At 60.2% G+C, this 22,279-nt stretch carries 18 protein-coding genes; 6 read left to right on the forward strand and 12 right to left on the reverse strand.

The window, feature by feature from the left end; genetic code table 11:
- Nucleotides 1–6: 6 nt before the first annotated feature.
- Genes NMA52_RS06200 through NMA52_RS06210 form a run of 3 tightly spaced genes read left to right on the forward strand, consistent with a single transcriptional unit; the run spans nt 7 to nt 4,877 of the window.
- Complete coding sequence (locus NMA52_RS06200) at nt 7–1,038, forward strand: imelysin family protein (protein ID WP_254826787.1); 1,032 nt, start codon at nt 7–9, stop codon at nt 1,036–1,038.
- Entirely contained in the window at nt 1,022–2,356 is a 1,335-nt protein-coding gene (locus NMA52_RS06205) for an HTTM domain-containing protein (protein WP_254826788.1), read from the forward strand. Before NMA52_RS06200 ends, NMA52_RS06205 begins: the two co-directional genes overlap by 17 nt.
- Nucleotides 2,346–4,877 carry a TonB-dependent receptor domain-containing protein gene (locus tag NMA52_RS06210; protein ID WP_254826789.1) on the forward strand — a complete coding sequence of 844 codons (2,532 nt, stop codon included), beginning with the start codon at nt 2,346–2,348 and terminating at the stop codon, nt 4,875–4,877. The genes NMA52_RS06205 and NMA52_RS06210 overlap by 11 nt, the downstream gene beginning before the upstream one ends.
- Here NMA52_RS06210 and NMA52_RS06215 read toward each other — a convergent pair whose 3' ends face one another.
- The 12 genes from NMA52_RS06215 to NMA52_RS06270 all read right to left on the reverse strand — a co-directional run bounded on the left by NMA52_RS06215 (nt 4,878) and on the right by NMA52_RS06270 (nt 18,647).
- The gene (locus NMA52_RS06215; protein ID WP_254826790.1) at nt 4,878–5,366 is read right to left on the reverse strand and encodes a phosphoribosyltransferase family protein; all 489 of its coding nucleotides are present in this window, start codon (nt 5,364–5,366) and stop codon (nt 4,878–4,880) included.
- A gap of 13 nt (nt 5,367–5,379) precedes the next feature.
- A complete protein-coding gene (gene glgX / locus NMA52_RS06220) occupies nt 5,380–7,656 on the reverse strand; it encodes a glycogen debranching protein GlgX (protein ID WP_254826791.1) in 2,277 nt (758 codons plus the stop codon).
- A gap of 125 nt (nt 7,657–7,781) precedes the next feature.
- Nucleotides 7,782–8,141, reverse strand: coding sequence for a CoA-binding protein (locus NMA52_RS06225; RefSeq protein ID WP_254826792.1), 360 nt, complete (start codon nt 8,139–8,141; stop codon nt 7,782–7,784).
- Nucleotides 8,142–8,384: 243 nt separating this feature from the next.
- Nucleotides 8,385–9,035: a MarC family NAAT transporter gene (locus NMA52_RS06230; protein ID WP_254826793.1), complete on the reverse strand. Its 651-nt coding sequence runs from the start codon at nt 9,033–9,035 to the stop codon at nt 8,385–8,387.
- A 269-nt stretch (nt 9,036–9,304) separates the two neighbouring features.
- Complete coding sequence (locus NMA52_RS06235) at nt 9,305–10,477, reverse strand: thiolase family protein (RefSeq protein WP_254826794.1); 1,173 nt, start codon at nt 10,475–10,477, stop codon at nt 9,305–9,307.
- Between the two features lie 21 nt (nt 10,478–10,498).
- Nucleotides 10,499–12,898, reverse strand: a complete 2,400-nt coding sequence (locus tag NMA52_RS06240) for a 3-hydroxyacyl-CoA dehydrogenase/enoyl-CoA hydratase family protein (protein ID WP_254826795.1) — start codon at nt 12,896–12,898, stop codon at nt 10,499–10,501.
- Nucleotides 12,899–12,990: 92 nt separating this feature from the next.
- Nucleotides 12,991–13,770, reverse strand: coding sequence for a hypothetical protein (locus NMA52_RS06245; protein ID WP_254826796.1), 780 nt, complete (start codon nt 13,768–13,770; stop codon nt 12,991–12,993).
- A gap of 5 nt (nt 13,771–13,775) precedes the next feature.
- A complete protein-coding gene (locus NMA52_RS06250; RefSeq protein ID WP_254826797.1) occupies nt 13,776–16,262 on the reverse strand; it encodes a YfhO family protein in 2,487 nt (828 codons plus the stop codon).
- Nucleotides 16,263–16,271: 9 nt separating this feature from the next.
- Nucleotides 16,272–17,312: an NAD(P)H-dependent glycerol-3-phosphate dehydrogenase gene (locus tag NMA52_RS06255; protein ID WP_254826798.1), complete on the reverse strand. Its 1,041-nt coding sequence runs from the start codon at nt 17,310–17,312 to the stop codon at nt 16,272–16,274.
- A 90-nt stretch (nt 17,313–17,402) separates the two neighbouring features.
- Nucleotides 17,403–17,804, reverse strand: a complete 402-nt coding sequence (locus NMA52_RS06260) for an RNA-binding S4 domain-containing protein (RefSeq protein WP_254826799.1) — start codon at nt 17,802–17,804, stop codon at nt 17,403–17,405.
- The gene (locus tag NMA52_RS06265) at nt 17,804–18,025 is read right to left on the reverse strand and encodes a hypothetical protein (RefSeq protein WP_254826800.1); all 222 of its coding nucleotides are present in this window, start codon (nt 18,023–18,025) and stop codon (nt 17,804–17,806) included. Before NMA52_RS06265 ends, NMA52_RS06260 begins: the two co-directional genes overlap by 1 nt.
- Nucleotides 18,026–18,080: 55 nt before the next feature.
- Complete coding sequence (locus NMA52_RS06270) at nt 18,081–18,647, reverse strand: GNAT family N-acetyltransferase (protein WP_254826801.1); 567 nt, start codon at nt 18,645–18,647, stop codon at nt 18,081–18,083.
- 137 nt (nt 18,648–18,784) lie between these two features.
- Here NMA52_RS06270 and NMA52_RS06275 point away from each other — a divergent pair, with 137 nt between their 5' ends.
- From NMA52_RS06275 to NMA52_RS06285, 3 genes are all read left to right on the forward strand, one after another.
- Nucleotides 18,785–19,699 carry an MBL fold metallo-hydrolase gene (locus NMA52_RS06275; protein ID WP_254826802.1) on the forward strand — a complete coding sequence of 305 codons (915 nt, stop codon included), beginning with the start codon at nt 18,785–18,787 and terminating at the stop codon, nt 19,697–19,699.
- A gap of 96 nt (nt 19,700–19,795) precedes the next feature.
- Nucleotides 19,796–21,217, forward strand: a complete 1,422-nt coding sequence (gene uxaC / locus NMA52_RS06280) for a glucuronate isomerase (protein WP_254826803.1) — start codon at nt 19,796–19,798, stop codon at nt 21,215–21,217.
- Entirely contained in the window at nt 21,211–22,248 is a 1,038-nt protein-coding gene (locus NMA52_RS06285) for a PfkB family carbohydrate kinase (RefSeq protein ID WP_371930948.1), read from the forward strand. Before uxaC ends, NMA52_RS06285 begins: the two co-directional genes overlap by 7 nt.
- Nucleotides 22,249–22,279: the final 31 nt, after the last annotated feature.

Consider the following 22,279-nt stretch of genomic DNA (forward strand, 5'->3'; position numbering starts at 1 on the left):
CCGCCTATGTATCGCCTTGCCGTATTGCTCTTACCGATTATCTTCTGGTCCTGCGACCCCGCCCCGGACGACGACGCCACGACCACCGGCGAGTCCTTCGACCGCGGAGCTATGCTGGCCCACTGGGCTGATGACATCGTGACGCCGGCCTTCGAAGATTTCCGGACGGCTTACGCCGACCTGTCCACCGCCGCCGGCACCTACGCCGCCGCACCGACCGGGGAAGCCCTCACCGAATTGCGGGCATCGTTTACCCTTGCCTACCGGGAGTGGCAGCACTTCGCGCCCTTCGCGGGCGTCATCGGCGACGAATACCGCCTCGTCGAGCGGCTGAACACCTACCCCACCAACACGGATCGCCTGCGCACCGAACCCGAGGCCAACCTGCAGCTTCCCTCCAATGACGACGTCCAGGGGTTCCCGGCACTCGACTACCTGCTGTACGGCACGGACGACCCCGCGGAATTCAGTGCGCGCATATCGGAAATCGTGGATGCCGTGGACCTGGAGGCTCCCTATATGGCATGGCGCGACGGTGGCCGCGACCGCTACGTCAGCAACTCGGGCAATAGCGCGACCGCCTCGGTCGACCGGACCGTGAACGACCTCATTCTCTACTACGAAAAGCAACTGCGGGCCGGAAAAGTCGGTATCCCCGCCGGCGTTTTCTCGAACGGCCCCATGCCCACCCTGGCCGAAGCTCCCTACCACGCCGAACTCGCCCGGACGTTGTTTCTGGACGGCCTGGCCGCGATTGACGAATTCTTTTCGTCCGACCCCGGCCTGGCCACCTATCTGGACGCACTCTCGGTGGAACGGGAGGGCCAACGCCTGAGCGAGCGTATCGAGGCCGGCTTCGACCTGGCCCGTGCACGGGCGGAGGGGCTGGACGCCGACTTCGCGACCCAGGTAACGACCGATAACACCGCCCTGCTGCAACTGTACGATGCCCTGCAGGCGAACGTCATCCTCCTGAAGGTGGACATGCTGCAGGCGCTCGGGATCAACGTAGATTACGTGGATGCGGACGGAGACTAGCGCGGCTCCTCTCATCGTGTTCCGGACGGGCTTCGGACTGATGATGCTGCTTAGCATCATCCGCTTCTGGTCGAATGGTTGGATCGACAAACTGTACCTGCAGCCCGACTTTTTCTTTTCGTACCGCTACTTCGAGTGGGTCCGCCCCCTGGGGGAGTGGACCTACCTCCTTTTCGCCCTCGTGGCGGCGGCGGCATGTTGCATCATGGTCGGCTACCGCTACCGCTGGGCTACGCTGCTTTTCTTCCTCGGCTTCACCTACATCGAGCTGATGGACAAGACGACCTATCTTAATCATTATTACTTCATTAGCCTGCTTTCCCTCCTGCTTTTGTTCATCCCCATTCCGGCGGGATTCGGGGGGGTAAGCGCTCACCACGCACCGCGCACCCGGGCGGTGTACATCGACGCCCTGCGACTCTTCGTGGCCGTCGTGTACTTCTACGCCGGCCTGGCCAAACTCAATTCCGACTGGCTGCTGCACGCCCAACCCCTATCGATCTGGCTTCCGGCGAAGTACGACACTCCCCTCCTGGGCGATCTGCTGCAACGCCGGTGGGTGCACTACGCCTTCGCCTGGGCGGGCGCGGCCTACGACCTGCTGATTCCCTTCCTGTTATTGTGGCGGCGGACGCGGGTGGCGGCCTTCGTGCTGGTCGTCGTTTTTCACGTCCTCACCCGCGTGCTCTTTCCCATCGGCATGTTTCCGTACATCATGATCGTGAGCGCGCTGATCTTCTTCGGACCGGAATTTCACGAACGGATCCGCGCGCGGCTGGCCGGGTGGCACCAACAATTCAGGGAGCGGATCAACGCCCGGCCGACGCTTCCCACGGGGCCTGGCTACGTACTAGAGCAGTGGCGCTTAGTTCCGATTGCGCTGCTCCTACTGTTTCACCTAATCTTTCCCTTCCGCTACCTGATGCACCCGGGCGAGCTGTTCTGGACCGAGAACGGTTACCGCTTTTCCTGGCGGGTAATGCTGATGGAGAAAGCCGGTCTGGCCACGTTCCGCATCGTGGATCCCAGCGACAACCGGAGCATCGTGGTCGACAATCGGGATTACCTTAGCGCATTCCAGGAAAAGCAGATGTCAACCCAGCCCGATTTCATCCTTCAGTTCGGCCACTTTCTGGCGGACGAGTACCGCCGGCGGGGTATTGCACAGCCACGGGTGTACGTAGACAGTTACGTGGCCCTCAACGGCCGCCTGAGTCAACGCTACGTCGACCCGGGGGTCGATCTGGTTACCATCGACCGGGACGACCCCGTGGAGGAGTGGCTTCTTCCGTTCAACGATACGATATATGGACTTTAGAAACGGAAGGCAAAGGAGCTGGGCGGGAACGCGGGAGCCGGGCGGATGGGTAAAAAAAGCCATCCTGCTGACGTGCTGTTTACTCACCCTCCTACCCTTCGCCGGTGCTCAAAGCACCGTGACGGTTTCGGTGGTAGATACGGCCGCCCGGGCCATTGCCGAAGCGGAGGTATTCGCCGAAGAAACCGGCCAGTTAAGGAGCGCCGGCAACGATGGTCTACTGGAACTTGACGTCCCCCCCGGTGCCGAGCGGTTGACGCTCACCGTGTTCGCCCCGAACTACACGACCCGCCAGGCGGTCATCGCGACCGGGAATGGGCAGCAACGCCTCGTGCTTTCGCCGCTGGTGCAAGACCTTAGTTCGGTGACCGTTGTGGCGGAAGCCCGGCGACGGGAAGCACTGACTCGACTACGGGCCGTGGAGGGAACGGCCATATACGCCGGTCGTAAAACGGAGGTCGTATCGCTCGAAGCCCTCACGGTCAATCTGGCGACCAATCAGGCACGGCAAATCTACGGGGAGGTGTCGGGGCTCAACATCTACGAGAACGACGACGCCGGACTGCAGCTCAACATCGGCGGTCGTGGCCTCGACCCCAACCGCTCGGCGAGCTTCAACACCCGCCAGAACGGATACGACATCAGTGCCGACGTACTCGGCTATCCGGAAAGTTACTACACCCCACCCGCCGAGGCCCTCGCACGCATCGAGGTCGTGCGCGGAGCGGCCAGCCTCCAGTACGGTACGCAATTCGGCGGTCTCGTCAACTTCGTGTTTCACCAGCCCAACCGGAGCAAGCGCATTGAATTGCTGGCGCGGCAGACGGTAGGTTCCAACGGATTATTCACCAGTTTCAACAGCCTGAGCGGACAGGTCGGCCCCCTGGGCTACTACGGCTTTTACAACTTCAAGCGCGGCGACGGCTTCCGCCCGAATTCCGGCTTCCGGTCCCATAATGCTTTCGTCCACCTCGATCTGGCTCCCGCGTCCGCGCCCAACACCAAGGTGAGCTTCGAGTATACTTACCTCGATTACCTGGCCCAACAGGCCGGCGGCCTGACCGACGCTCAGTTCTACCGCGACCCCTTCACCAGCAACCGGGAGCGGAACTGGTTCGCGGTGGACTGGCAACTATACAGTCTTCGCCTCGACCATAAATTCGACGAGCGTACCCGCCTGAGCGTAAACGTATTCGGCCTCGACGCTTCCCGCAAAGCCGTTGGATTCCGCAGCAACCGGGTGAGCCAGGTCGACGACCCATCCACGCCCCGCGACCTCCTGCTCGGCGACTTTCGCAACTACGGCGCCGAGGCCCGGCTCCTGAAGCGCTACTCCCTCGGCGGCCGGGACGCCATCGCGCTCCTCGGGCTGAAGTACTACCGTGCCAATAACGGTGCCATTCAGGGGCCGGGCACGGCGGCGGCCGACCCGGACTTCAGCTTGGCCACCGCGGACTTTCCGAGTTACCCCAACCAGTCGGATTTCACCTTCCCGAACCGGAACGTGGCAGTCTTCGCCGAGCACATCTTTTACCTGAACGAGCGGCTCAGCATCACGCCCGGCATTCGGTACGAATATATCCGCACGGCCAGCGAAGGGACGTACAACCGCTTCGACTTCGACCTTGCCGGAAACCCCATCCGGGAGCAGGAATTTACCGATAACCGGATCTTCGACCGCAACCTCTTGTTGCTGGGTATCGGCGTGAGTTTCCGCCGCAATCCCGCCCTGGAGGTCTTCGCGAACCTGAGCGAAAATTACCGTTCGGTTACCTACAACGATATCCGCACCGTCAATCCCAGCTTTCAGGTGGACCCGAACATCCGCGATGAGCGGGGCTACACGGCGGATGCCGGCATCCGCGGCCGGGTGGACCGTTGGTCATACAGCGCCAATACTTTTTTGATCCGTTACGGCAACCGCCTCGGGGAAGTACTGACCCCCGAGCTGCGCACCACCACCGACGGGGAGGAGGTGGAAACGGGTCGGATCATCCGGCGCCGCGGCAATATCGGCTCCGCCCTGCTGTACGGACTGGAAACCCTCGTCGAGTGGCAGATTCTTCCGGAGCAGCGGGGTGAACGCGTGCCACGGACCCTGGCGGCTTTTGCTAACACGAGCTTGACGCACTCGCGCTACACCAGCTCGGAAATTGCCGGGGTGACGGATAATGAGGTGGAGTTCATTCCCCGCCTCAACCTCAAGACCGGGCTGCGGTTCGGGTACGGCAACCTGCTCGGCTCCGTTCAGTACACCCTGCTCACCCGCCAGTTTACCGACGCCAGTAATGCCCTACAGGACCGCAGCGACAATCAGAGCGGAATCGTAGGCAGCATTCCAGCCTACGGGGTCGCGGACCTCAGCCTGAGTTACCACTACAAGTGGCTACTACTGGAGACCGGCATCAATAATCTCACGAACGAACGCTACTTCACCCGCCGGGCCACCGGCTACCCCGGACCGGGGATCATACCGAGTGCGCCCCGCAGCTTTTACCTCACCGCCGGCGTAAAATTCTGATCACTCCAATAGTGCGTAATCGCGCTCGCCGAACTCCACCAGGATGTTGTCGCCCAGCGTGGTGGACAGCACCATACCGCTGTAGGTGACGTAGATCGGCCACTCCTTGTGCCGGCGGTCGACCAGCACGGCCACCTCGATCTTTTTGGGAAGGACGGTCTGCAGGGCGCCCATGGCGTAGAACAGCGTGCGGCCGGTGTTCGCTACATCGTCCACTACCAGGACCGGCTTGCCCCGGAGTTCCTCCACGTCGTGGTCGAGGGTCGGTCCGGAAGCAAGTGGGTCAGAGGGAGAAATGTTCAGGTTCCAGAGGTGCAGGGGAGCCTCCGATAAGCGCCGGAGATCGGCGGACAGTCGGCGGGCCAGTTCCATTCCCCGGCGGTTAATACCGAGGATGTATAGCTCGGATTCCTCGGTGTTACGCTCGAGTATCTCCATGGCCAGTCGGGTAACTTTCGCACCGATCTGGGTATCGTTGAGTAGCTGCACGGAAGGGTCTGTTTTATTCCTGAATCATTTGCAGCAATTTACGGACCTGCTCAACAATGGTCACCTTCCGCTTACCCTCGGCGGTGCGGTTCGCGCGGCGCAGTTTGAGCCGGAAGAGGTACAGGCTGCGGGGTCCGAGCAGAAATTTTTCATCGGCCAGGTAATCCTTGCCGACGGGCACCTCGTCGGTGTGGGTGTCCACGAGCATCTCCCACCGGGTAAATTCCTTCACCCCGGGCAGATTAAATTCGACACCTTCCCAGTACCCGTTGAGGATAAGGAGGAAGATATCGTCCTTGATCCGGCGGCCTCTTTCGTCGTACTCTTCCATGCCCTCCCCGTTGAGGATCATGCCGATGCTGCGTTGGTTACCGTCGGCCCAGTTCTCCTCGGTCATCTCGTGGCCGGTGGGATTGAGCCACAGGATGTCGCCCATGCTCTTATCCTGGATCTTACGGCCGTTGAAGAAGCGACGGCGGTGGAAGACGGGGTTTTCCCGCCGCAGTTCGACCAGTTTTCGGGTGAAGGAGAAGAGGGAAGCTTGTTCCTCCGTCCAGTCCCAGTTGAACCAACTGATCTCGTTGTCCTGACAGTACGCATTGTTATTGCCATGCTGCGTACGGCCGTACTCATCGCCCATGGTGATCATGGGGACGCCCTGGCTAAGGAGCAGGGTCGACAGCTGGTTGCGCTGCATTCGCAGTCGCAGGTTATTGATGTCGGGGTCGTCGGTAGGTCCCTCTACCCCACAGTTCCAGCTGCTGTTGTGGCTGTCCCCATCCCGGTTGTCTTCCCCGTTGGCCTCGTTGTGCTTCTCGTTATAGCTGTAGAGGTCGCGCAGGGTAAAGCCGTCGTGGGCCGTGACGAAATTGATGCTGGCCGCGGGCCTACGGCCGCTGAGTTCGTATAGGTCGCTGCTGCCCGTAAGTCGGTACGCCAGATCGGCCACGCCGCTGGCATCCCCCTTCCAGAACTCCCGGACGCTGTCGCGGTACTTTCCGTTCCATTCGGACCAGAGGACCGGAAAGGCTCCGACCTGGTATCCCCCGGGACCCACGTCCCAGGGTTCGGCGATCAGTTTGACCTGGCTGATGATGGGATCCTGGTGAATGGTATCGAGGAAGGTGCTCAATTTACCGACCTCGTAGAGACCGCGGGCGAGGGCGCTGGCCAGGTCGAAGCGGAAACCGTCGACGTGCATTTCCGTGACCCAGTAGCGGAGGCTGTCCATAACGAGCTGCAGGGAACGGTTATGGACCATATTGACGGTGTTACCCGTTCCGGTATAGTCCATGTAGAACTCCTTACTATCGTCGACGAGACGGTAATAAGCCTGGTTATCGAGCCCCTTCATGCTGAGCATCGGGCCGAAGTGGTTGCCCTCGGCGGTGTGGTTGTACACCACGTCGAGGATAACTTCGAGGCCGGCCTGGTGCAACTTTTTGACCATATCCTTGAACTCGATGACCTGCTGGCCGGCCCGCCCGGAGGCCGCGTAATCGGCGTGGGGAGCAAAGAAGCTCTGGGAATTATACCCCCAGTAATTGCGCAGTCCCTTATCCTGTAGGTGACTGTCCTGCACGAAGTGGTGAATCGGCATCAACTCCACCGCCGTGATCCCCAGCTTCTTGAGGTATTCGATCGTTTTCGGGTGAGCTACCCCGGAGTAGGTGCCCCGCAGTTTCTTCGGAATGTCGGGGTGCAGTTCCGTCATCCCCTTGACGTGCATCTCGTAGATGATCGTTTCGTGCATGGGGGTTTCGAGCCGGCGGTCGTCTTCCCAGTCATAGGCCGTATCGATAACCACGCCCTTGGTGATGTAGGGGGCGGAATCCTGCTCGTCCATGGTCAGGTAACGATGGGGGTCGTCGCTGTGGATCGGATAGGGAAATACGGCCGGGTGCCAGTCGATGGTTCCATCGATCGCCTTGGTGTAGGGGTCGATGAGCAGTTTATTGGGATTAAAGAGGTTGCCCTCTTTCGGATTCCAGTCGCCGTGGGCCCGGAAGCCGTAGCGCCAACCGGTTTCAAGATTAGGGATAAAACAGTGCCAAACCTGGTCCGTCTGCTCCATCATCTGGATGCGGTATTCTTCCTCGTTGGGGGTCTCCTGGCGAAACAGGCAAAGATCCATCCGGGTAGCGCGCTCGCTGAACACGGCGAAGTTGGTTCCTTCCGGCGACCAGGTGGCTCCCAGCGGGTAAGGCCGGCCGGGCCACACTTCGATGTCCGAAAATTTACCGTAGGGTTTCTTCCCCTGTAGTTCAGCAATGGATTTTTCCTGAGTCATATAACTAGATTGGCCGGTAATGTGAAACTACCGGCAGTGGGGTTAAATTAGTGTAATACGGGTGGATGTTGTTGATTAACCCGGCCCGGTCAGTGGACGTTCACTCGATGAGCGATCATCGCGGATTAATACTGACCGCCGGCCAGCATCACCAGGGTACAGCCCCGCACGACCTCAATACCGTTTTCCCGGGCCAGCCGCGCAAGTTCCGCATTCTCGGTACCCGGGTTGAAGATGATGCGCTTGGGTGCTACCCGCAGCAGCCAGTCGTAGTATTCGGGCTGGTGCTGGGGTCCGACGTAAAGGGTAACCGTATCCACTTCGGGGACGTCGGGCTTGCCGTTCAGGATCTCGCGGCCGACTACTTTTCCTTGTTTGATGCCAACGGGAATGATGTCGTGCCCGTGGGCGGTCAGGCGTTGTGCCGCCAGATAGGCATAGCGGGAGGGGTTGGTGGTGGCCCCCAGAATAAGAGTAGGTTTCAATACGTGGTTTTTTGGCGGGCTAAAGGCACGTCGCCACCGGTCGGGCATTCGCCGCCGCGACGCTCGTGCGTGCGTGCTACCGTATAACGTTTGTGTGCCCGATCTGTGCTAAAGGATCCGAGTTTTTGGGCGGGGAAACTTGGGCCGCCCCCCCCCGACTAGTCAGGCGGTTGCGGTTGGCGAGGATTGCTCTTCCGGATTAAACGCGGCACCCGCGTCCCCGCCCAGCGATTGACCTAATGTTTACTTCCGCATCAGCTCCACCTGGGGCCAGATATCGCCGATGAGGCTCACCAGACCGTAGATCAGCATCTGGATGCCGATGGCCATAACCAGGAAGCCCATGATGCGGCTGAGGGCGGAGAGGCCGGCGCGCCCCAGTAAACGAAACAGCAGGGGGGCAAACTTGAGGGTGACGAAGATGAGCAGGGCCATCACGACGACAACGCCGACGATCAGAAGGCTGCTTCGCCAGCTCGGATCAACGGCCGACAGACCGATCAGCAGGGAGATACTTCCCGGGCCGGAGAGCATCGGCATGGCCATAGGCGTAAAGCTGATATCCTCCTTCTGCTGAGCCTCCTCCTCGATCTGGTGGCTGATGCGGCGGCGTTCGAACTTGCTGTTGAGCAATCCGTAGCCGCTGTTCACGATGATCAGGCCGCCGGCAATCCGCAGGGCGTTCAGCGAGATGCCGAAGAAGTTCAGGATGACGGAGCCGGCAAAGAAGAAGACCACCAGGATCATCATAAAATAGATTGCGGTGCGCAGGGCAGTAGCCGAACGTTCCTGCTTACTGTAATCGTTGGTCAGGGTCAGGTACATGGGTACCGCCCCGAGCGGGTTGACGACCGAGAAGAGCGAACCGAGGGTGGCGAAGAAGAAACTGATCATTGGGCTGCAAACATAGGGTCAACGACCGAAGTTTCGCAGCCGACCCTACCCTACCCCCACGGTCAAAGCGAGCGCATTCCGTTGCCGTTACGCCTAGCGATACTTCTCACAGACCGGCACACGGGAAGCCCAATTCCGTTTGGGAAGACGCAGTCCGGACGGGTAATTATCGTCCGAAAAATATACCGTTAAAGTTCGCCGTCAACGCTTCCGAATATCCACCCACCGGGTACCAATTACCCGAACGTGCGGTAGAACGATCCCGAACATCAGAGGCGCTCGTAGATGCCGGCAATACCCTGGCCACCGCCGACGCAGGCCGTGACCAATCCGTACCGCAGATCACGGCGCTTCATCTCGTTGAGCAACTGAATCGACAGCTTGGCGCCGGTGCACCCGAGTGGGTGGCCGAGGGCAATGGCCCCGCCGTTGACGTTGACAATGTCGGGGTCCAGGCCGGTCTCCCGGATGACGGCAAGGGACTGGGTGGCGAAGGCCTCGTTGAGCTCGACCAGCTGAATATCTTCCAGCTTAAGCCCGGCCTGCTTCAGCGCCTTGGGGATGGCGACGCAGGGCCCGATGCCCATGTACAGCGGATCCACTCCCCCGACGGAGCAACTGACCAGCCGCGCGATCGGCTCCAGTCCGAGCTGTTTCATCATTTCCCCGCTCATCACGATCACGAAGGCTACCCCGTCGCTGGTCTGGCTGGAGTTGCCGGCGGTGACCACGCCGCCCTGCTGGAACACGGCACGCAGGCGGGCGAGGGCCTCCATGCTGGTTCCCCGGCGTACGCCCTCGTCCACGGCGACGGTATGGCTGCTCGTGGCCCGCTTACCGTCACGGACGAAGACTTCCTCCACCTCGATCGGCACGATCTCCTCCGCGAAGCGACCGGCATCAATGGCCGCCGCCGCCAGGGCATGACTGCGGACGGCAAACTGGTCGGCATCCTCGCGGCTGACCTTGTACTTGCGGGCGACGGCCTCGGCCGTGATGCCCATGCTTACGACGTAGTCCGGCGTATTGCTGGCGACCTCATAGCTGGGCGCGAGTTTGTACCCCGTCATGGGAATCTGGCTCATACTCTCCGCCCCTCCGGCTACGTAGCAGTGACCCATGCCGGCCTTGATCTTGGCGACGGCCATGGAGATGGTTTCCAACCCGCTCGCGCAATAGCGGTTGACCGTTACGCCGGGTACTGATTTGCCGAGTGCCCGCAGACTGATCTGGCGACCGACCTGCAGTCCCTGTTCGCCCTCCGGATTGGCGCAGCCGACGAATACGTCGTCCACCACCTGGGGGTCGACCGCGGGGTTTTGCTCGAACAGATGTTGGATGACCCGGACGGCCAGGTCGTCGGAGCGGAAATTGCGGAACCCACCCCGACCGGCTTTACCGACGGCGCTGCGGTATCCGCTGATGATATATGCCTCGTTCATGTTATTGTCTTTTACTGGTTCTTAATTGCGCAGGGGCTTATTGGTCTGCAGCATGTGCTGAATACGCTCGAGGGTTTTCTGCTCCCCGCAGAGACTGAGGAAGGCTTCCCGCTCGATATCCAGGAGGTACTGTTCGCTGACCTGCTGGGTACCGGTGAGGTCGCCACCACAGAGAACCCAGGCAATTTTCTTGGCGATCTTGATGTCGTGGTCACTGGCGAAGTGGCCGCGCTTCAGTTCATTGGCCGCCGCGTAGAGAGCCGCCAGTCCGCCCCGGCCCAGCACGGTGACATCCTCGCGCTGTCGGGGCATGGTGTAGCCGTCGTCGGCCAGGTCGAGCACCATGCGTTTGGCCTCGGCGATGTTGCGATCCTTATTGACGACGACCTTGTCGCGCCCCTTGATCAGGTAGCCGTGGTCGTACGCCTCGTAGGCACTCGTGGATACGGCCGCCATGGCGATGGTCTTGAAGCGTTCGATGAGCGTCGGGATCATGACGTCTCCCTCAAAGAAACTATCGCTCGTGCGCAGCGCGAACTCCTTGGTACCGGCCCCGGCGGGAATTACGCCGATGCCGGCTTCCACGAGCCCGATGTAGCTCTCGGCGGCCACGGCGGCGCCATCGCAGTGCATCACGCTTTCGCAGCCCCCGCCGAATACGTAGCCCTGGGTGGCGGCGATGACGGGAATTGCCGAGTAGCGAAGGCGCATCACGCTCTGCTGGAAGAGATTCACCGCCAGGTTGAGCTCCTCGAACTCCTGTTGGTAGGCGAGTTGGGCGATCATCATGAGATTGGCGCCCACGCTGAAGTTGTCGGCGTTGTTGCCGAGTACCATGCCCCGCCAGCCTTCCTCCTCGAGCTTCGTGATGGCTTCCTGGTAGCCCCGGAGTACGCCTTCGCCGATGCTGTTGTAGGCGCTGGTGAATTCCAGGCAGGCGACCCCGTCGCCGATGTCGTGCAGGGTCACTTCGCTGTTCTGGTACACCGGCTTCCGATCGCGGAGGTTGTCCAGGATGATGAACTCCTCGGTGCCCGGCTTTACGCGATACGATTGCGATGCGATGTCGTAGTACTTCAACTGACCGCCCTCGCGCTTATAGAAGCTGTCGTGGCCCGCGGCCTGCATCTCCCGGACCCACGGGGCAATAGTACCGCCGTCCGCTTCCGCGGCGTCGATGCCGGCCTGCAGCCCTACCGCGTCCCAGTATTCGAAGGGTCCCATCTTCCAGGCGTAGCCGGCGCGCATGGCGTCGTCGATGCTGTAGATGTTGTCGCTGATCTCCGGAATGCGATTGGCGGCGTATGCGAACAGTCCGGCCAGGCTGCGCCGAATTAATTCACCACCCTTATCGTCCGCCGTAAAGAGGGCCTTTATCCGTTTTTGCGGATCGTCGATCTGTTTGGCGAGCTTCAGACTGGCCAGATCTTCCCGCTGACTGGGCTCGTACTCAAGAGTCTTCAGATTAAGGCCGAGGATCTGGCGGTTGCCTTCCTCGTCCGTCACTTTCTTGTAGAAGCCCTGTCCGGACTTATTCCCCAGGAAGTTCTTGTCGAGCAGGAATTCGTAGTAAGACGGGATATTCATCACCGCGCTAGCCTCGTCGTCGGGTGCGTTTTCCCGGATGCCGGTCATGACGTGAGCGGCCGTATCGTGGCCGACGAGGTCGCCCAGCCGAAAGGTGCCGGTTTTGGGCCGTCCGATAGCCGGTCCGGTAAGTTTATCCACGGTTTCGATGCGCAGACCCAGTTCGTCGGTGAGGGCGTAGATCCGGGCCATACTGTACACTCCGATCCGGTTGCCGATGAAGGCGGGAGTATCCTTGGCCAGAACCGTGGTCTTGCCGAGGTAGAGATCTCCGTAGCGCATGAAGAAATCGATTACCTCCTGCTTGGTGTCCGGTCCGGGGATGATCTCGAACAGGCGCAGGTAGCGGGCCGGGTTGAAGAAGTGAGTCCCGCAGAAATGCTGACGGAAATCCTCACTCATGCCCTCCTGAATCATGCGGATGGGAATGCCGGAAGTGTTCGTCGTCACTAAACTTCCCTTACGTCTGACTTTGTCTACCTGCCCTAAAACCTTCTGCTTAATGTCCAGTCGCTCCACCACCACTTCGATGATCCAGTCGTAGTCCCCGAGCTTGTCCATGTCGTCGGTGAAGTTGCCGACCGTGATCCGGCTGGCGAAATCCTTACGGTAGAGGGGGGCGGGCTTCGACTTCAGGGCCGCCTGCAGGGCTGTGGTCGCGACGGAATTGCGGACGTCCGGATTGGTTTCCGTTTCCTCCATGTCCCGGGGCAGGATGTCGAGCATCAAGACTTCGAGGCCGATATTGGCGAAATGGGAGGCGATACCGGAACCCATTACGCCCGAGCCGAGAACGGCTACCCGGCGGATGTGTCGATTGGTGTTTTTGGTCATAGCAAGATCGTTTAGCGAAATTTCGCTGGCTAAGGTAAATAAAAGCGCGGCCCCGCCCAAAAGTTGAGCGCGCTCAATTCCCTATGATCAAACTATTCCCGCCGGAGCAGGGTCTGGCGGATGATGTATCCCTTCTCCGCCTTCTCGTTCCAGGGAAGGTCCACGCAACTGCCAGTGTCACCGTCGCAACACACCCGGCACTGGGTGTGGCGAGCATCTACGAACCGTTCGACCAAGCCGAGCCCCGGCGCGTACCGCTCGTATGCCTGCCGCAGATCGATGAGGTTATCGACCTCCGCCTGCCGCACCGTCACCACGCTATCGAGCGCCAGCCCGGTTTCCAGTTGCAGGGATTCGCCCACGGCCGCGTAGTGGTACACCCAGCCGTTGTAAACATCAAGAAATTCACCGCCGACCGCGACGGTGCGTGCCGCGTCAAAGTCCGCATTACCGTCCCATTCGGTGGTTTCCCGGAGGGGCAGCACCAGCTTGGTGAACGTCAGATTGTCCTCACTGCGCAGGACCGACCGTTCCGTGAGCGTGACAGTGTAGGTCTGCTTGTAGCGGAAGGGTTCGCTTTCGGTCGCTCGCTCCCAGCGCTCGCCGCGGTACACCACGGAACCGTCGCCCCCGGTGAATTGCTCCACGAGGGTTTCGCGGGCTTCGAGTCGCGCGGTATCGTAGCGGGTTCCGGATACCGTGTTGACGAGCACGATGCTGTCTACCCGGAAGTAAGCGGGACGGTTCAGCTCCACGGGGTAGTACCGTGCGAGCACCGCGGCGTCAGCCGGGGCCAGCACTTCCTCCTTACAGGAGGACGCACCAAGGATGAATAAACAGATACAGGAAGACAGGAGGATACGGAACGGCATATTCATCATGAGTGGGTCGCATTTACCGGCTCCGCTCCCGCGCGCCCGCCTCCCCGGATGTAGGGAAAAGCAACGGCACCGATGACGGCCAGTAAAATCAAAACGCTGGAAATAAACGAGATGGTACGCCCGACCGCAAAGCTAGCGGGGGCAAAGACCATCTTTATGGTATGCTGCCCCGCCGGAACACGTAGCGCCCGCAGCGCGTAGTTGGCCCGAATGAGGTCGGCGGGCTCCCCGTCGATGGTAGCTTGCCAGCCCAGATCGGGGCCGTACCAGATCTCCGAGAAGACCACGAGCTGCTCCGCATCCGAATGGAAGGTATAGGTAAGGGCGTTGGGTGCATATTCCGTAAGTTCGACATTACCCTGGCCGGTAGGTTCGAGGGCGGCGAGCGCGGGAGCAAAGTCTGATTCCACGATAGCCGTCCGCCGCAGATCCTCCACCGTACCCAGGGCCGCAAACTCCGCATCCGGCCCTTCCACCACACGAATATCGCTGACCAGCCAGGCGTTCCCGTACGCCCCGGGGTTTTGCTGGGCACGCAGTTCGCCGTTTTCACCGGGGATCAGGAAGTACTTGGTATTGAGCATATTGAGCACGTCTTCATCTCGTTGCGATAGATAGCCGTCGATGAGATCCTGATACCGCCGCAACTTGACGGCCGAATACCCGCCGATGCTCTTGTGGAAGTAACTGGTGAAAGCGTCCTTGTCGAGGTCGCGGGAAAGATTGAGCACCCGGTAATTAGGGTCGGGATCCTGCATAATTTGCTGGTCGGCCGCCGTGGGTTGTACGGCGTTCGACACCACCCGCCGGGGCTGGAAGTCGTCGTGGCTGAGGTAGCGTTTGTTTATCCCGACAAAGTCCACCAAACCCAATAGGCCGACGGCAATCGCGGCCACCATTAGCGATACCTTATTACGCCACAGCAGGTAGAGTGCGCCGTAGGTGAGCCCTACGAACAAAAAACTTCGCCAGGCATCGTCGCTGTAAACTTCCCGTCGCGTATCGGCCAGGGCGCCGACGAGTTGGCTCACGTCCCCCTGCCCGCCGGTAAACCGGGCGAGCTGGGCGGCATCCTGGGCGGAGGAAAAATCGAGCATCGTACCCAGGGCGAGCACGAGGACGCCCATAGCGGCCGCCGCGATGCCGGCCAGCCGCAGTCGACTCCCGGCCGCCTCCGGAGTCCGCGCCCGAAGCGTGAGCCAGTTCCTGACTCCGAGTACCCCCAGAGCGACCATGAGGAAGGTGGCGATGCTTAGGGCAGAGTTCGGGGTACGGAAGTTGTTGAGCAGGGGCAGGTAGTCAAATAGGAGTCGGTTGATCCCTGCGGCGTTACTGCCCAGACTAAGCATAAAGATTAGCAGGGTACCGCCGCCCAACCAGATTCGCGCGGTGGTGGAAGCCGTGAACAAGCCGAAAACGAACAGTGCCCACACCACCGCCCCGAGGTAGATCGGCCCCTCCGTAAAGGGCAAACTTCCGTGGTAAAGCGGGGCGGGGAACACCTGGGGTACGCGGAACCCAGCCCGCGTCATGGCACGACCGAAGGCGCTCTGGTTGCTAACCTCCTGCCCGCTGCCGCCGCCGGCCGCCATGGGAGCATAGGTTGCCAGCATATCCTTAAATCCGTTGCTCCAGGCCATGGCGTAGTCCCACTCCAGGCCGCCCTCTTGGGTCGTATTGTCGTTGTCCGCCGGAGCCGAAGTGGATCCCGTCAGGATGGTCCCGCCACGGATAGATTGCGGCAGGTACTCCGTGGTGGTCAATAGGTTGCTGGCCCCCGCTCCGACGGCGAGCAATAATCCGACGACCAGTGCCGCCATGGCCTTTCCGAATACGGGAAGGGTCTTATGGCGCACGTGGCGTACCAACTCCGCGATGCCGAGAAACGGCAGGGTAAGTCCGAAGTAGTACAGCATTTGCGGGTGATTCGCCATGATCGCGAGGCCCATTCCGAGCGCAAACACGGCTCCCCCGACGAGGTAGCGACGGCGGAAGGCCAGTAGGATGCCCGCCGCCACCAGGGGGAGGTACATAATGACCCGCACCTTGCTGACGTGCCCCGCTTCGTAGAGCACGATGTTGTTCGTGGCGATTCCGGCCATCACGGCCCCCGCGATTGACAACCAGGGACTTACTCCCAGTAAAATCATCATCAAGTAGAAGGTCAGCATGCCGCAGAACACGTATCCCGCCGGCCCCGACATGAAGCCAAAGAACAGCCGGTCGGCCACCCGCAGTTGGTTGCCTTCGGTAACGGCCGAAATCTGGTAAGTGGGCATCCCCCCGAACATCCCGTTGGTCCAGTTGGTCCGTTCGTCGGTTTCCTGGCGAAATTCGGTCAGTTCCCGGCTCGCGCCCCGGTACTGCATGAGGTCGCCCTGCTGCAGGCTTTTGCCTTGAAACTGCGGCAGGAACATGACGATCACCGTCAGCAGAAAGAATACAACGGCGATCAGGTGGGGCAGAAAATTCTTAAACTTCATGCGGTAGGCTTAAAGGAAATCAACGTCAACGTCGTAGGGGTAAGTAATCAGGTAATTCATGGCTTCGTCTACCGGGTGCCCCTCGAACACGATCTGGTAAAGCATCTCCGTAATGGGAACCCGGAGGCGCATGCTGCGGGCCAGGTGGCGGGTGATCATGAGCGTCCGGACGCCCTCGGCGAGTTCCTGGCTCGTAGCGGCCACTTCCTCCAGCGTCTCTCCCGAACCGATCCGGTAACCGAACATATAGTTACGGCTTTTCTTGGAGGTCGCCGTAGCGATGAGGTCACCGATACCGGCCGTACCGAAGAACGCCCGCTTGTCGCTGCCGAGCGCCTGCCCGAAGTGGACCATCTCCACCAGGCCGCGGGTAATGAGCATGGCCTGAATGTTCTTTCCGAGCCCCACCCCCTTCAGGATGCCCGAGCCCAGCGCGATCACGTTTTTCAGTACCCCCGCGAGCTCCGCACCCAGCATATCGTGGGTGCCGAATACGTGCAACTGTCGGGACTTGAGAACCAGCTTGGCCCGGTCAATCACCTCGTCGAACTTGCTGGCGATGACCGAAGCGGAGGGTTGCCCGTCGAGGAGTTCCCGGGCGAGGTTGGGACCGGTGAGCGCGCCCACGCGTACGACGACGCTTTCCTGTCGGATCACGTCGGTCATGGTGTGTACGTTCTTACGGTCGATACCCTTCGTCCGGATCTTGTCTTCGTCGATCCCCGTGACGTCGAGTCCCTTCGTTCCGTGGATGAGGACGTGGTTGGGCCGCAGGTGATCGGTGATGCTGCGCATCATTTCGCGGAAGGCGTCGGAGGGCACGATCGGAAAGATGAGTTGGCAGCGTTCGGCGACGCGCGAGAAGTCGTTGACGACCGTGATGCGCTCGTGGAGTTTGACGCCGAAGCGGTATTTTTCCCTGTTCAGGCGCTCAGCCAGTTCCTCACTGCGGCTGTACACCAGCACCTCCGTATTGAGGGCCAGCAGATTGGCCATGGCGGTGCCGAAAGTCCCCGCCCCGATTACGCCTACGGGTTCCACTATTGCCATGGTGCTGATTGTGGAGGGCGAAGGTAAGGGAATTGATTTCCTATTCCCGCATGGTGCCGGGATGACGGCCCTGCGGTCGGTCAGCGACGCCTAATCCCCGTCGTCCCAGAGCGTATCGTCCTTGAAGGTTTCGATGGTACGCCGTTCCCGTTTGGTGGGCCGACCGGCACCCTTTTCCCGAAACTCGCCCTGCGCCTTACCGACGAACCAGTCTTTGTACTTGTTCATCTCCTCCTCGGAGGTATGATTCACGTAACAGGTCACGGCCAGCGGGGCACCGACACGCTTGTTGAGCAGTTTCACGACCTCCAGATCCAGGTTGAACCCCTCCTTCAGTACGGTAAGTCGATCGCCCACCGTAACGTTGGTACTGGGCTTCACCGCTTCCCCGTGCAGCTTTACCTTACCCTTTTTCACGACATCGGTGGCCAGCGTCCGACTCTTGAAGATCCGTACGGCCCAGAGCCACTTGTCGATGCGTACCTTATCCATCAATCGATGATTTCGTAATCGATATCGAGCTTCCGCAGGGCACGGTAGGCCGAACTCTGATTGAAGGAAACGTCTACCTCCACCGGTGATCCTGCCAGGAGTATGTCCGTGTATTCGGCGGCGAGATTAGCGTCAACATCGTCGGCAATGTCTTCAATGGTGCGGGAGATGGCTCGGCGGTCCGGACGCAGCGCGCCGCAACTGATTAACTTTATCGTCATAACGGGTGCAAGTTAATGGAATCGCAAAATATATACAAATTGTTTGAATAACTTTTTAACTCCCTTTTTTGCGTACACTCGATTCCTCCCACTCCCGCCGTAAAATCCGAAACTGAATCACGGTCTGTACCTCGCCGTTTTTGACGGTATGGTCCTCCAGCACGGCCTCGTGACGAAACCCGCTCTTGAGTAGTACCCGGGCCGAAGCGACGTTGTGTTGTCGGGTCATGGCCTGGATGCGGACCAGGCTGGTGTGGGCGAAGGCGGCATCCAGTAAGGCACCTACCGCTTCCGTTACAAATCCCCGGCCCCGGTAGGGCGCGCCCATCCAGTAACCTATCTCTCCGTAGCCGTAGCGGTCGTCGATGTGGAGCCCAATGCTCCCCACGAACCCGTCGGTGTCGCGCAATTTGATGGCGTACTGGAATGCGGTGCCCGCCTTCCGGTGAACGTTGGCTCCGTGCAGGAAGGCCAGCGCGTCGGCCTCGCCGTACGGGTAGGGAAAAGAAAGGGTCATCTCCTCCACGACCGGGTCATTGGCCAGTTCGATCATCGCCGGAGCGTCGGCGAGCGTGGGAGGGGTAAGCAGGAGCCGGGGGGTTAACAATTGCAGCGGGAGCATACCCGAAAGTTAATCGCGGGAGTGGCATAGTGACGTACAGCCCTTCAACTATTCGTAAAGAGCCATCCGCACGGTACTCCCGCGCACGGTTTCCGAACCTGCACTGTACCTTGACCGAAAGCTAATCCAGCACTCCTATGGACCGACGCCGATTCTTGTACGCATCCGCGGCATTTACCCTTTCCGGCTCGCTTACTCACCTCGGGGCCACGGGGATCCCCTCCCCCATCTCCGGCGGCCGGATCGTAAGGAACCACGTTGGCGTATATACCAACCGCGGCGGCACGATGGCGTATTACCTGCCCGATGGCGCGGAAGGAGGCGTAGTGGTCGACACCCAATTCCCGGAGCAAGCGACCGCTTTTCTCCACGAAGTGATGCCCGGACGGAGAAGACTTGACCTGCTCATCAACACCCACCACCACGGTGACCATACCGGAGGCAACGGAATTATCGCTCCCCTGGCCGATCGTTACGTGAGCCACGACCGGGCAAAAACCAACCTGACCGTCGCGAATAGCAGCCGCGGGGATGAACTCCCCCTTCCCCTTCCGTCCACGACGTTTGCGGATGATTGGTCGGTCTCGCTGCCCGATGGTCGGGAGATCGTAACGGCCCGCCACTTCGGCCCGGCACATACGGGCGGCGACGCGGTCATTCACTTCGAAAATGCCAACGTCGTACACCTAGGCGATCTGCTCTTCAACCGGCGGTTCCCTTACATCGACCCCGCTGCGGGGGGCAACATGATCCACTGGATCCGGGTGCTGCGCCGCATTCGTAAAACTTACGATCGGGATACGGTCTTCGTTTTCGGTCACGCGGCGGAAAGCTATGCCGTGACCGGTGACCGGGACGACGTCCGTTCCTTCCAACATTATCTGGAAGCATTACACGCTTACGTACGCCGGGAACGGCGGCGGGGCACCACCCTGGCGGCACTGAAGGCAAAAACCGTCACCATTCCCGGCGCTCCCGAATGGCGTTACGGGGAACGGTTGCGGGACGTGAATCTGGAGGTGATGTGGGCGGAAGTAGGTGGCGAAGGGTAAACACGGATCAAAGAGCTACTATAAACGGCTTAAGAGCGTAGAAAACGGAATAGTGCGGTACGGAGAGCCAAATTTGGATTGCTATATTGCCGCACCATGACACGCACCCAGATTCACAACCCGATTGTGGCGGAAAATTTTCTGCTGCACAACGACGCCGCCCGCGCGCTTTACCACGACTACGCGGCGGAGATGCCGATCATCGACTACCACTGCCACCTGCCGCCCGATCAAATCGCGAACGACCACCAGTTCGAAAACCTTACCGACATCTGGTTGCGGGGTGATCACTATAAGTGGCGGGCGATGCGGGCCAACGGCATTCCGGAATCCGGTATCACGGGATCGGCCACGGACCGGGAGAAGCACCGCAACTGGGCCGCTACTCTCCCCTACACGATGCGCAACCCGCTGTACCACTGGTCGCACCTCGAACTCGATCGCTACTTCGGGATCAATGAATTACTGGGACCGGCCAATGCCGATGCCGTATACGATCGATGCACCGAGCAGTTGGGGGAACCTGATCTCTCCGTTCGCTCCCTGGTACGTCGCATGAACGTGCGGGTAATCTGTACTACCGATGATCCGGCGGACTCCCTCGACCACCACCGTGCGATCTGCGACAATCCCTTTTCCTGCAGTGTCCTGCCCGGATTCCGGCCCGATAAATCTATCCTCATCCAGGCAACCGGCTACAATGAGTACCTGGATAAGTTAGGGGCCGCCGCCGATCGACAAATTAATGACTACGACGATCTGCTTGCGGCGCTTCGCGGCCGGATGGCCTACTTCCACGAGCTGGGTTGCCGCGTTTCCGACCACGGTCTCAATGAGTTGTACGACGTCACTTACACCGACGGTGAGATCCGTACGATCTTCGCCGGACGGCGTGCCGGACGGGAAGTCACCGAAGCGGAAGCCCGCCAGTTCCAGACGGCCCTACTGGTCGAACTCTGCCGTGAATACCACCGCCTGGGCTGGGCGCAACAGTTCCACCTTGGCGCACTTCGTAACAATAACGACCGCATCCTGCGCAATCTGGGGGCCGATGCCGGCGTGGATTCCATCGGAGATTTTTCCCAGGCGCGGGGACTGTCCCGCCTGCTAAACCTGCTCGATAACGGCGACCAACTCGCCAAGACCATCGTTTACAACCTCAATCCCGCCGACAATGAGGTGATGGCGACCATGGTCGGCAACTTCAACGACGGCAGCCTGGCCGGAAAGATGCAGTACGGCTCGGCTTGGTGGTTTCTGGACCAACTTGACGGGATGGAAAAGCAGATCGACGCCCTGTCCAACATGGGCCTGCTCAGTCGATTCGTCGGCATGCTGACCGATAGCCGGTCGTTCCTGTCCTTCCCGCGCCACGAATACTTCCGCCGCTTACTCTGCAACATGTTCGGACGTGATATCGAGCGGGGGCTGCTGCCCGACGATCGCCCCTTCATTGGCGGTCTTATCCAGGATATTTGCTACAACAACGCTAAAAATTACTTCAATTTCCCATCATGAAAGTTGTCACCTTCGGAGAAATCATGCTCCGCCTTACCCCACCCCATCACCTGCGCTTCTCCCAGGCCAATAGCTTCGACGTCATCTACGGCGGGGGAGAAAGCAACGTCGCGGTCGCGCTCTCCAATTTTGGCATGGACGCCCACTTCGTTACCCGCCTGCCCAACAACGATATCGGGGACTGCGCCCTGATGGAACTGCGCAAGCGCGGCGTGAATACGGACAGCATCATCCGGGGCGGCGAGCGCCTGGGTATCTACTTCCTGGAAATCGGCGCCGTACAGCGGGGCAGTAAGGTGGTGTACGACCGGGCCTACTCCAGCATGGCCACGATCGAAAAGGGGATGATCGACTGGGATGAAGTCTTCAAGGATGCCGACTGGTTTCACTGGACCGGCATCACCCCGGCACTTTCGCAGGGAGCCGCGGATGCCTGTCTGGAAGCCATTCAGGCCGCCAACCGGCTCGGGGTGCCCGTATCCACCGACCTTAATTACCGGGCCAAGCTCTGGAAATACGGAAAAGATCCCATGGACGTTATGCCCGCCCTCGTCGAAGGCTGCGACGTCATTCTCGGCAACGAGGAGGACGCCGAGAAGCACTTCGGGCTGCATCCCGAAACCGTGGACGTGACCTCCGGAGGGGAAATGGACGGTCAGGCCTACCTGCCCGTACTCAAGGAACTAATGAAACGCTTCCCGCGCTGCAAGATGACCATCACGACCCTGCGGGGTTCCATCAGCGCCAGCCATAACAGCTGGGCGGGAGTGCTCTACGACGGAGAGAAACTTTACGAAACCAAAACCTACCAGATCACCGACATCGTCGACCGCGTCGGGGGTGGCGACAGCTTCATGTCCGCACTGATCTACGGTCTGCTTACGTACAAGGACGATAAGCAACGCGCCCTCGACTTCGCCGTCGGTGCCTCCTGTCTCAAGCACACCATCTACGGCGACGCCAACCTGGTGACGGTAGACGAGGTAACGAAACTCATTGAAGGCGACGGTTCCGGCCGCGTAAGCCGGTAACCCATTTCCCGCCTCTTTAAAAGAATACATC

Origin of the sequence: Lewinella sp. JB7 (genome assembly GCF_024297185.1) — a bacterium.
In the GTDB taxonomy this organism is placed as follows: domain Bacteria; phylum Bacteroidota; class Bacteroidia; order Chitinophagales; family Saprospiraceae; genus Neolewinella.

Bases quoted from the DNA above. Each gene is read 5' to 3' on its own strand.
- NMA52_RS06200 (WP_254826787.1), top strand. From the start codon at position 7: ATGTATCGCCTTGCCGTATTGCTCTTACCGATTATCTTCTGGTCCTGC.
- NMA52_RS06205 (WP_254826788.1), top strand. From the start codon at position 1,022: ATGCGGACGGAGACTAGCGCGGCTCCTCTCATCGTGTTCCGGACGGGC.
- NMA52_RS06210 (WP_254826789.1), top strand. From the start codon at position 2,346: ATGGACTTTAGAAACGGAAGGCAAAGGAGCTGGGCGGGAACGCGGGAG.
- glgX (WP_254826791.1), bottom strand. From the start codon at position 7,656: ATGACTCAGGAAAAATCCATTGCTGAACTACAGGGGAAGAAACCCTAC.
- NMA52_RS06230 (WP_254826793.1), bottom strand. From the start codon at position 9,035: ATGATCAGTTTCTTCTTCGCCACCCTCGGTTCGCTCTTCTCGGTCGTC.
- NMA52_RS06235 (WP_254826794.1), bottom strand. From the start codon at position 10,477: ATGAACGAGGCATATATCATCAGCGGATACCGCAGCGCCGTCGGTAAA.
- NMA52_RS06240 (WP_254826795.1), bottom strand. From the start codon at position 12,898: ATGACCAAAAACACCAATCGACACATCCGCCGGGTAGCCGTTCTCGGC.
- NMA52_RS06245 (WP_254826796.1), bottom strand. From the start codon at position 13,770: ATGCCGTTCCGTATCCTCCTGTCTTCCTGTATCTGTTTATTCATCCTT.
- NMA52_RS06250 (WP_254826797.1), bottom strand. From the start codon at position 16,262: ATGAAGTTTAAGAATTTTCTGCCCCACCTGATCGCCGTTGTATTCTTT.
- NMA52_RS06255 (WP_254826798.1), bottom strand. From the start codon at position 17,312: ATGGCAATAGTGGAACCCGTAGGCGTAATCGGGGCGGGGACTTTCGGC.
- NMA52_RS06260 (WP_254826799.1), bottom strand. From the start codon at position 17,804: ATGGATAAGGTACGCATCGACAAGTGGCTCTGGGCCGTACGGATCTTC.
- NMA52_RS06265 (WP_254826800.1), bottom strand. From the start codon at position 18,025: ATGACGATAAAGTTAATCAGTTGCGGCGCGCTGCGTCCGGACCGCCGA.
- NMA52_RS06270 (WP_254826801.1), bottom strand. From the start codon at position 18,647: ATGCTCCCGCTGCAATTGTTAACCCCCCGGCTCCTGCTTACCCCTCCC.
- NMA52_RS06275 (WP_254826802.1), top strand. From the start codon at position 18,785: ATGGACCGACGCCGATTCTTGTACGCATCCGCGGCATTTACCCTTTCC.
- uxaC (WP_254826803.1), top strand. From the start codon at position 19,796: ATGACACGCACCCAGATTCACAACCCGATTGTGGCGGAAAATTTTCTG.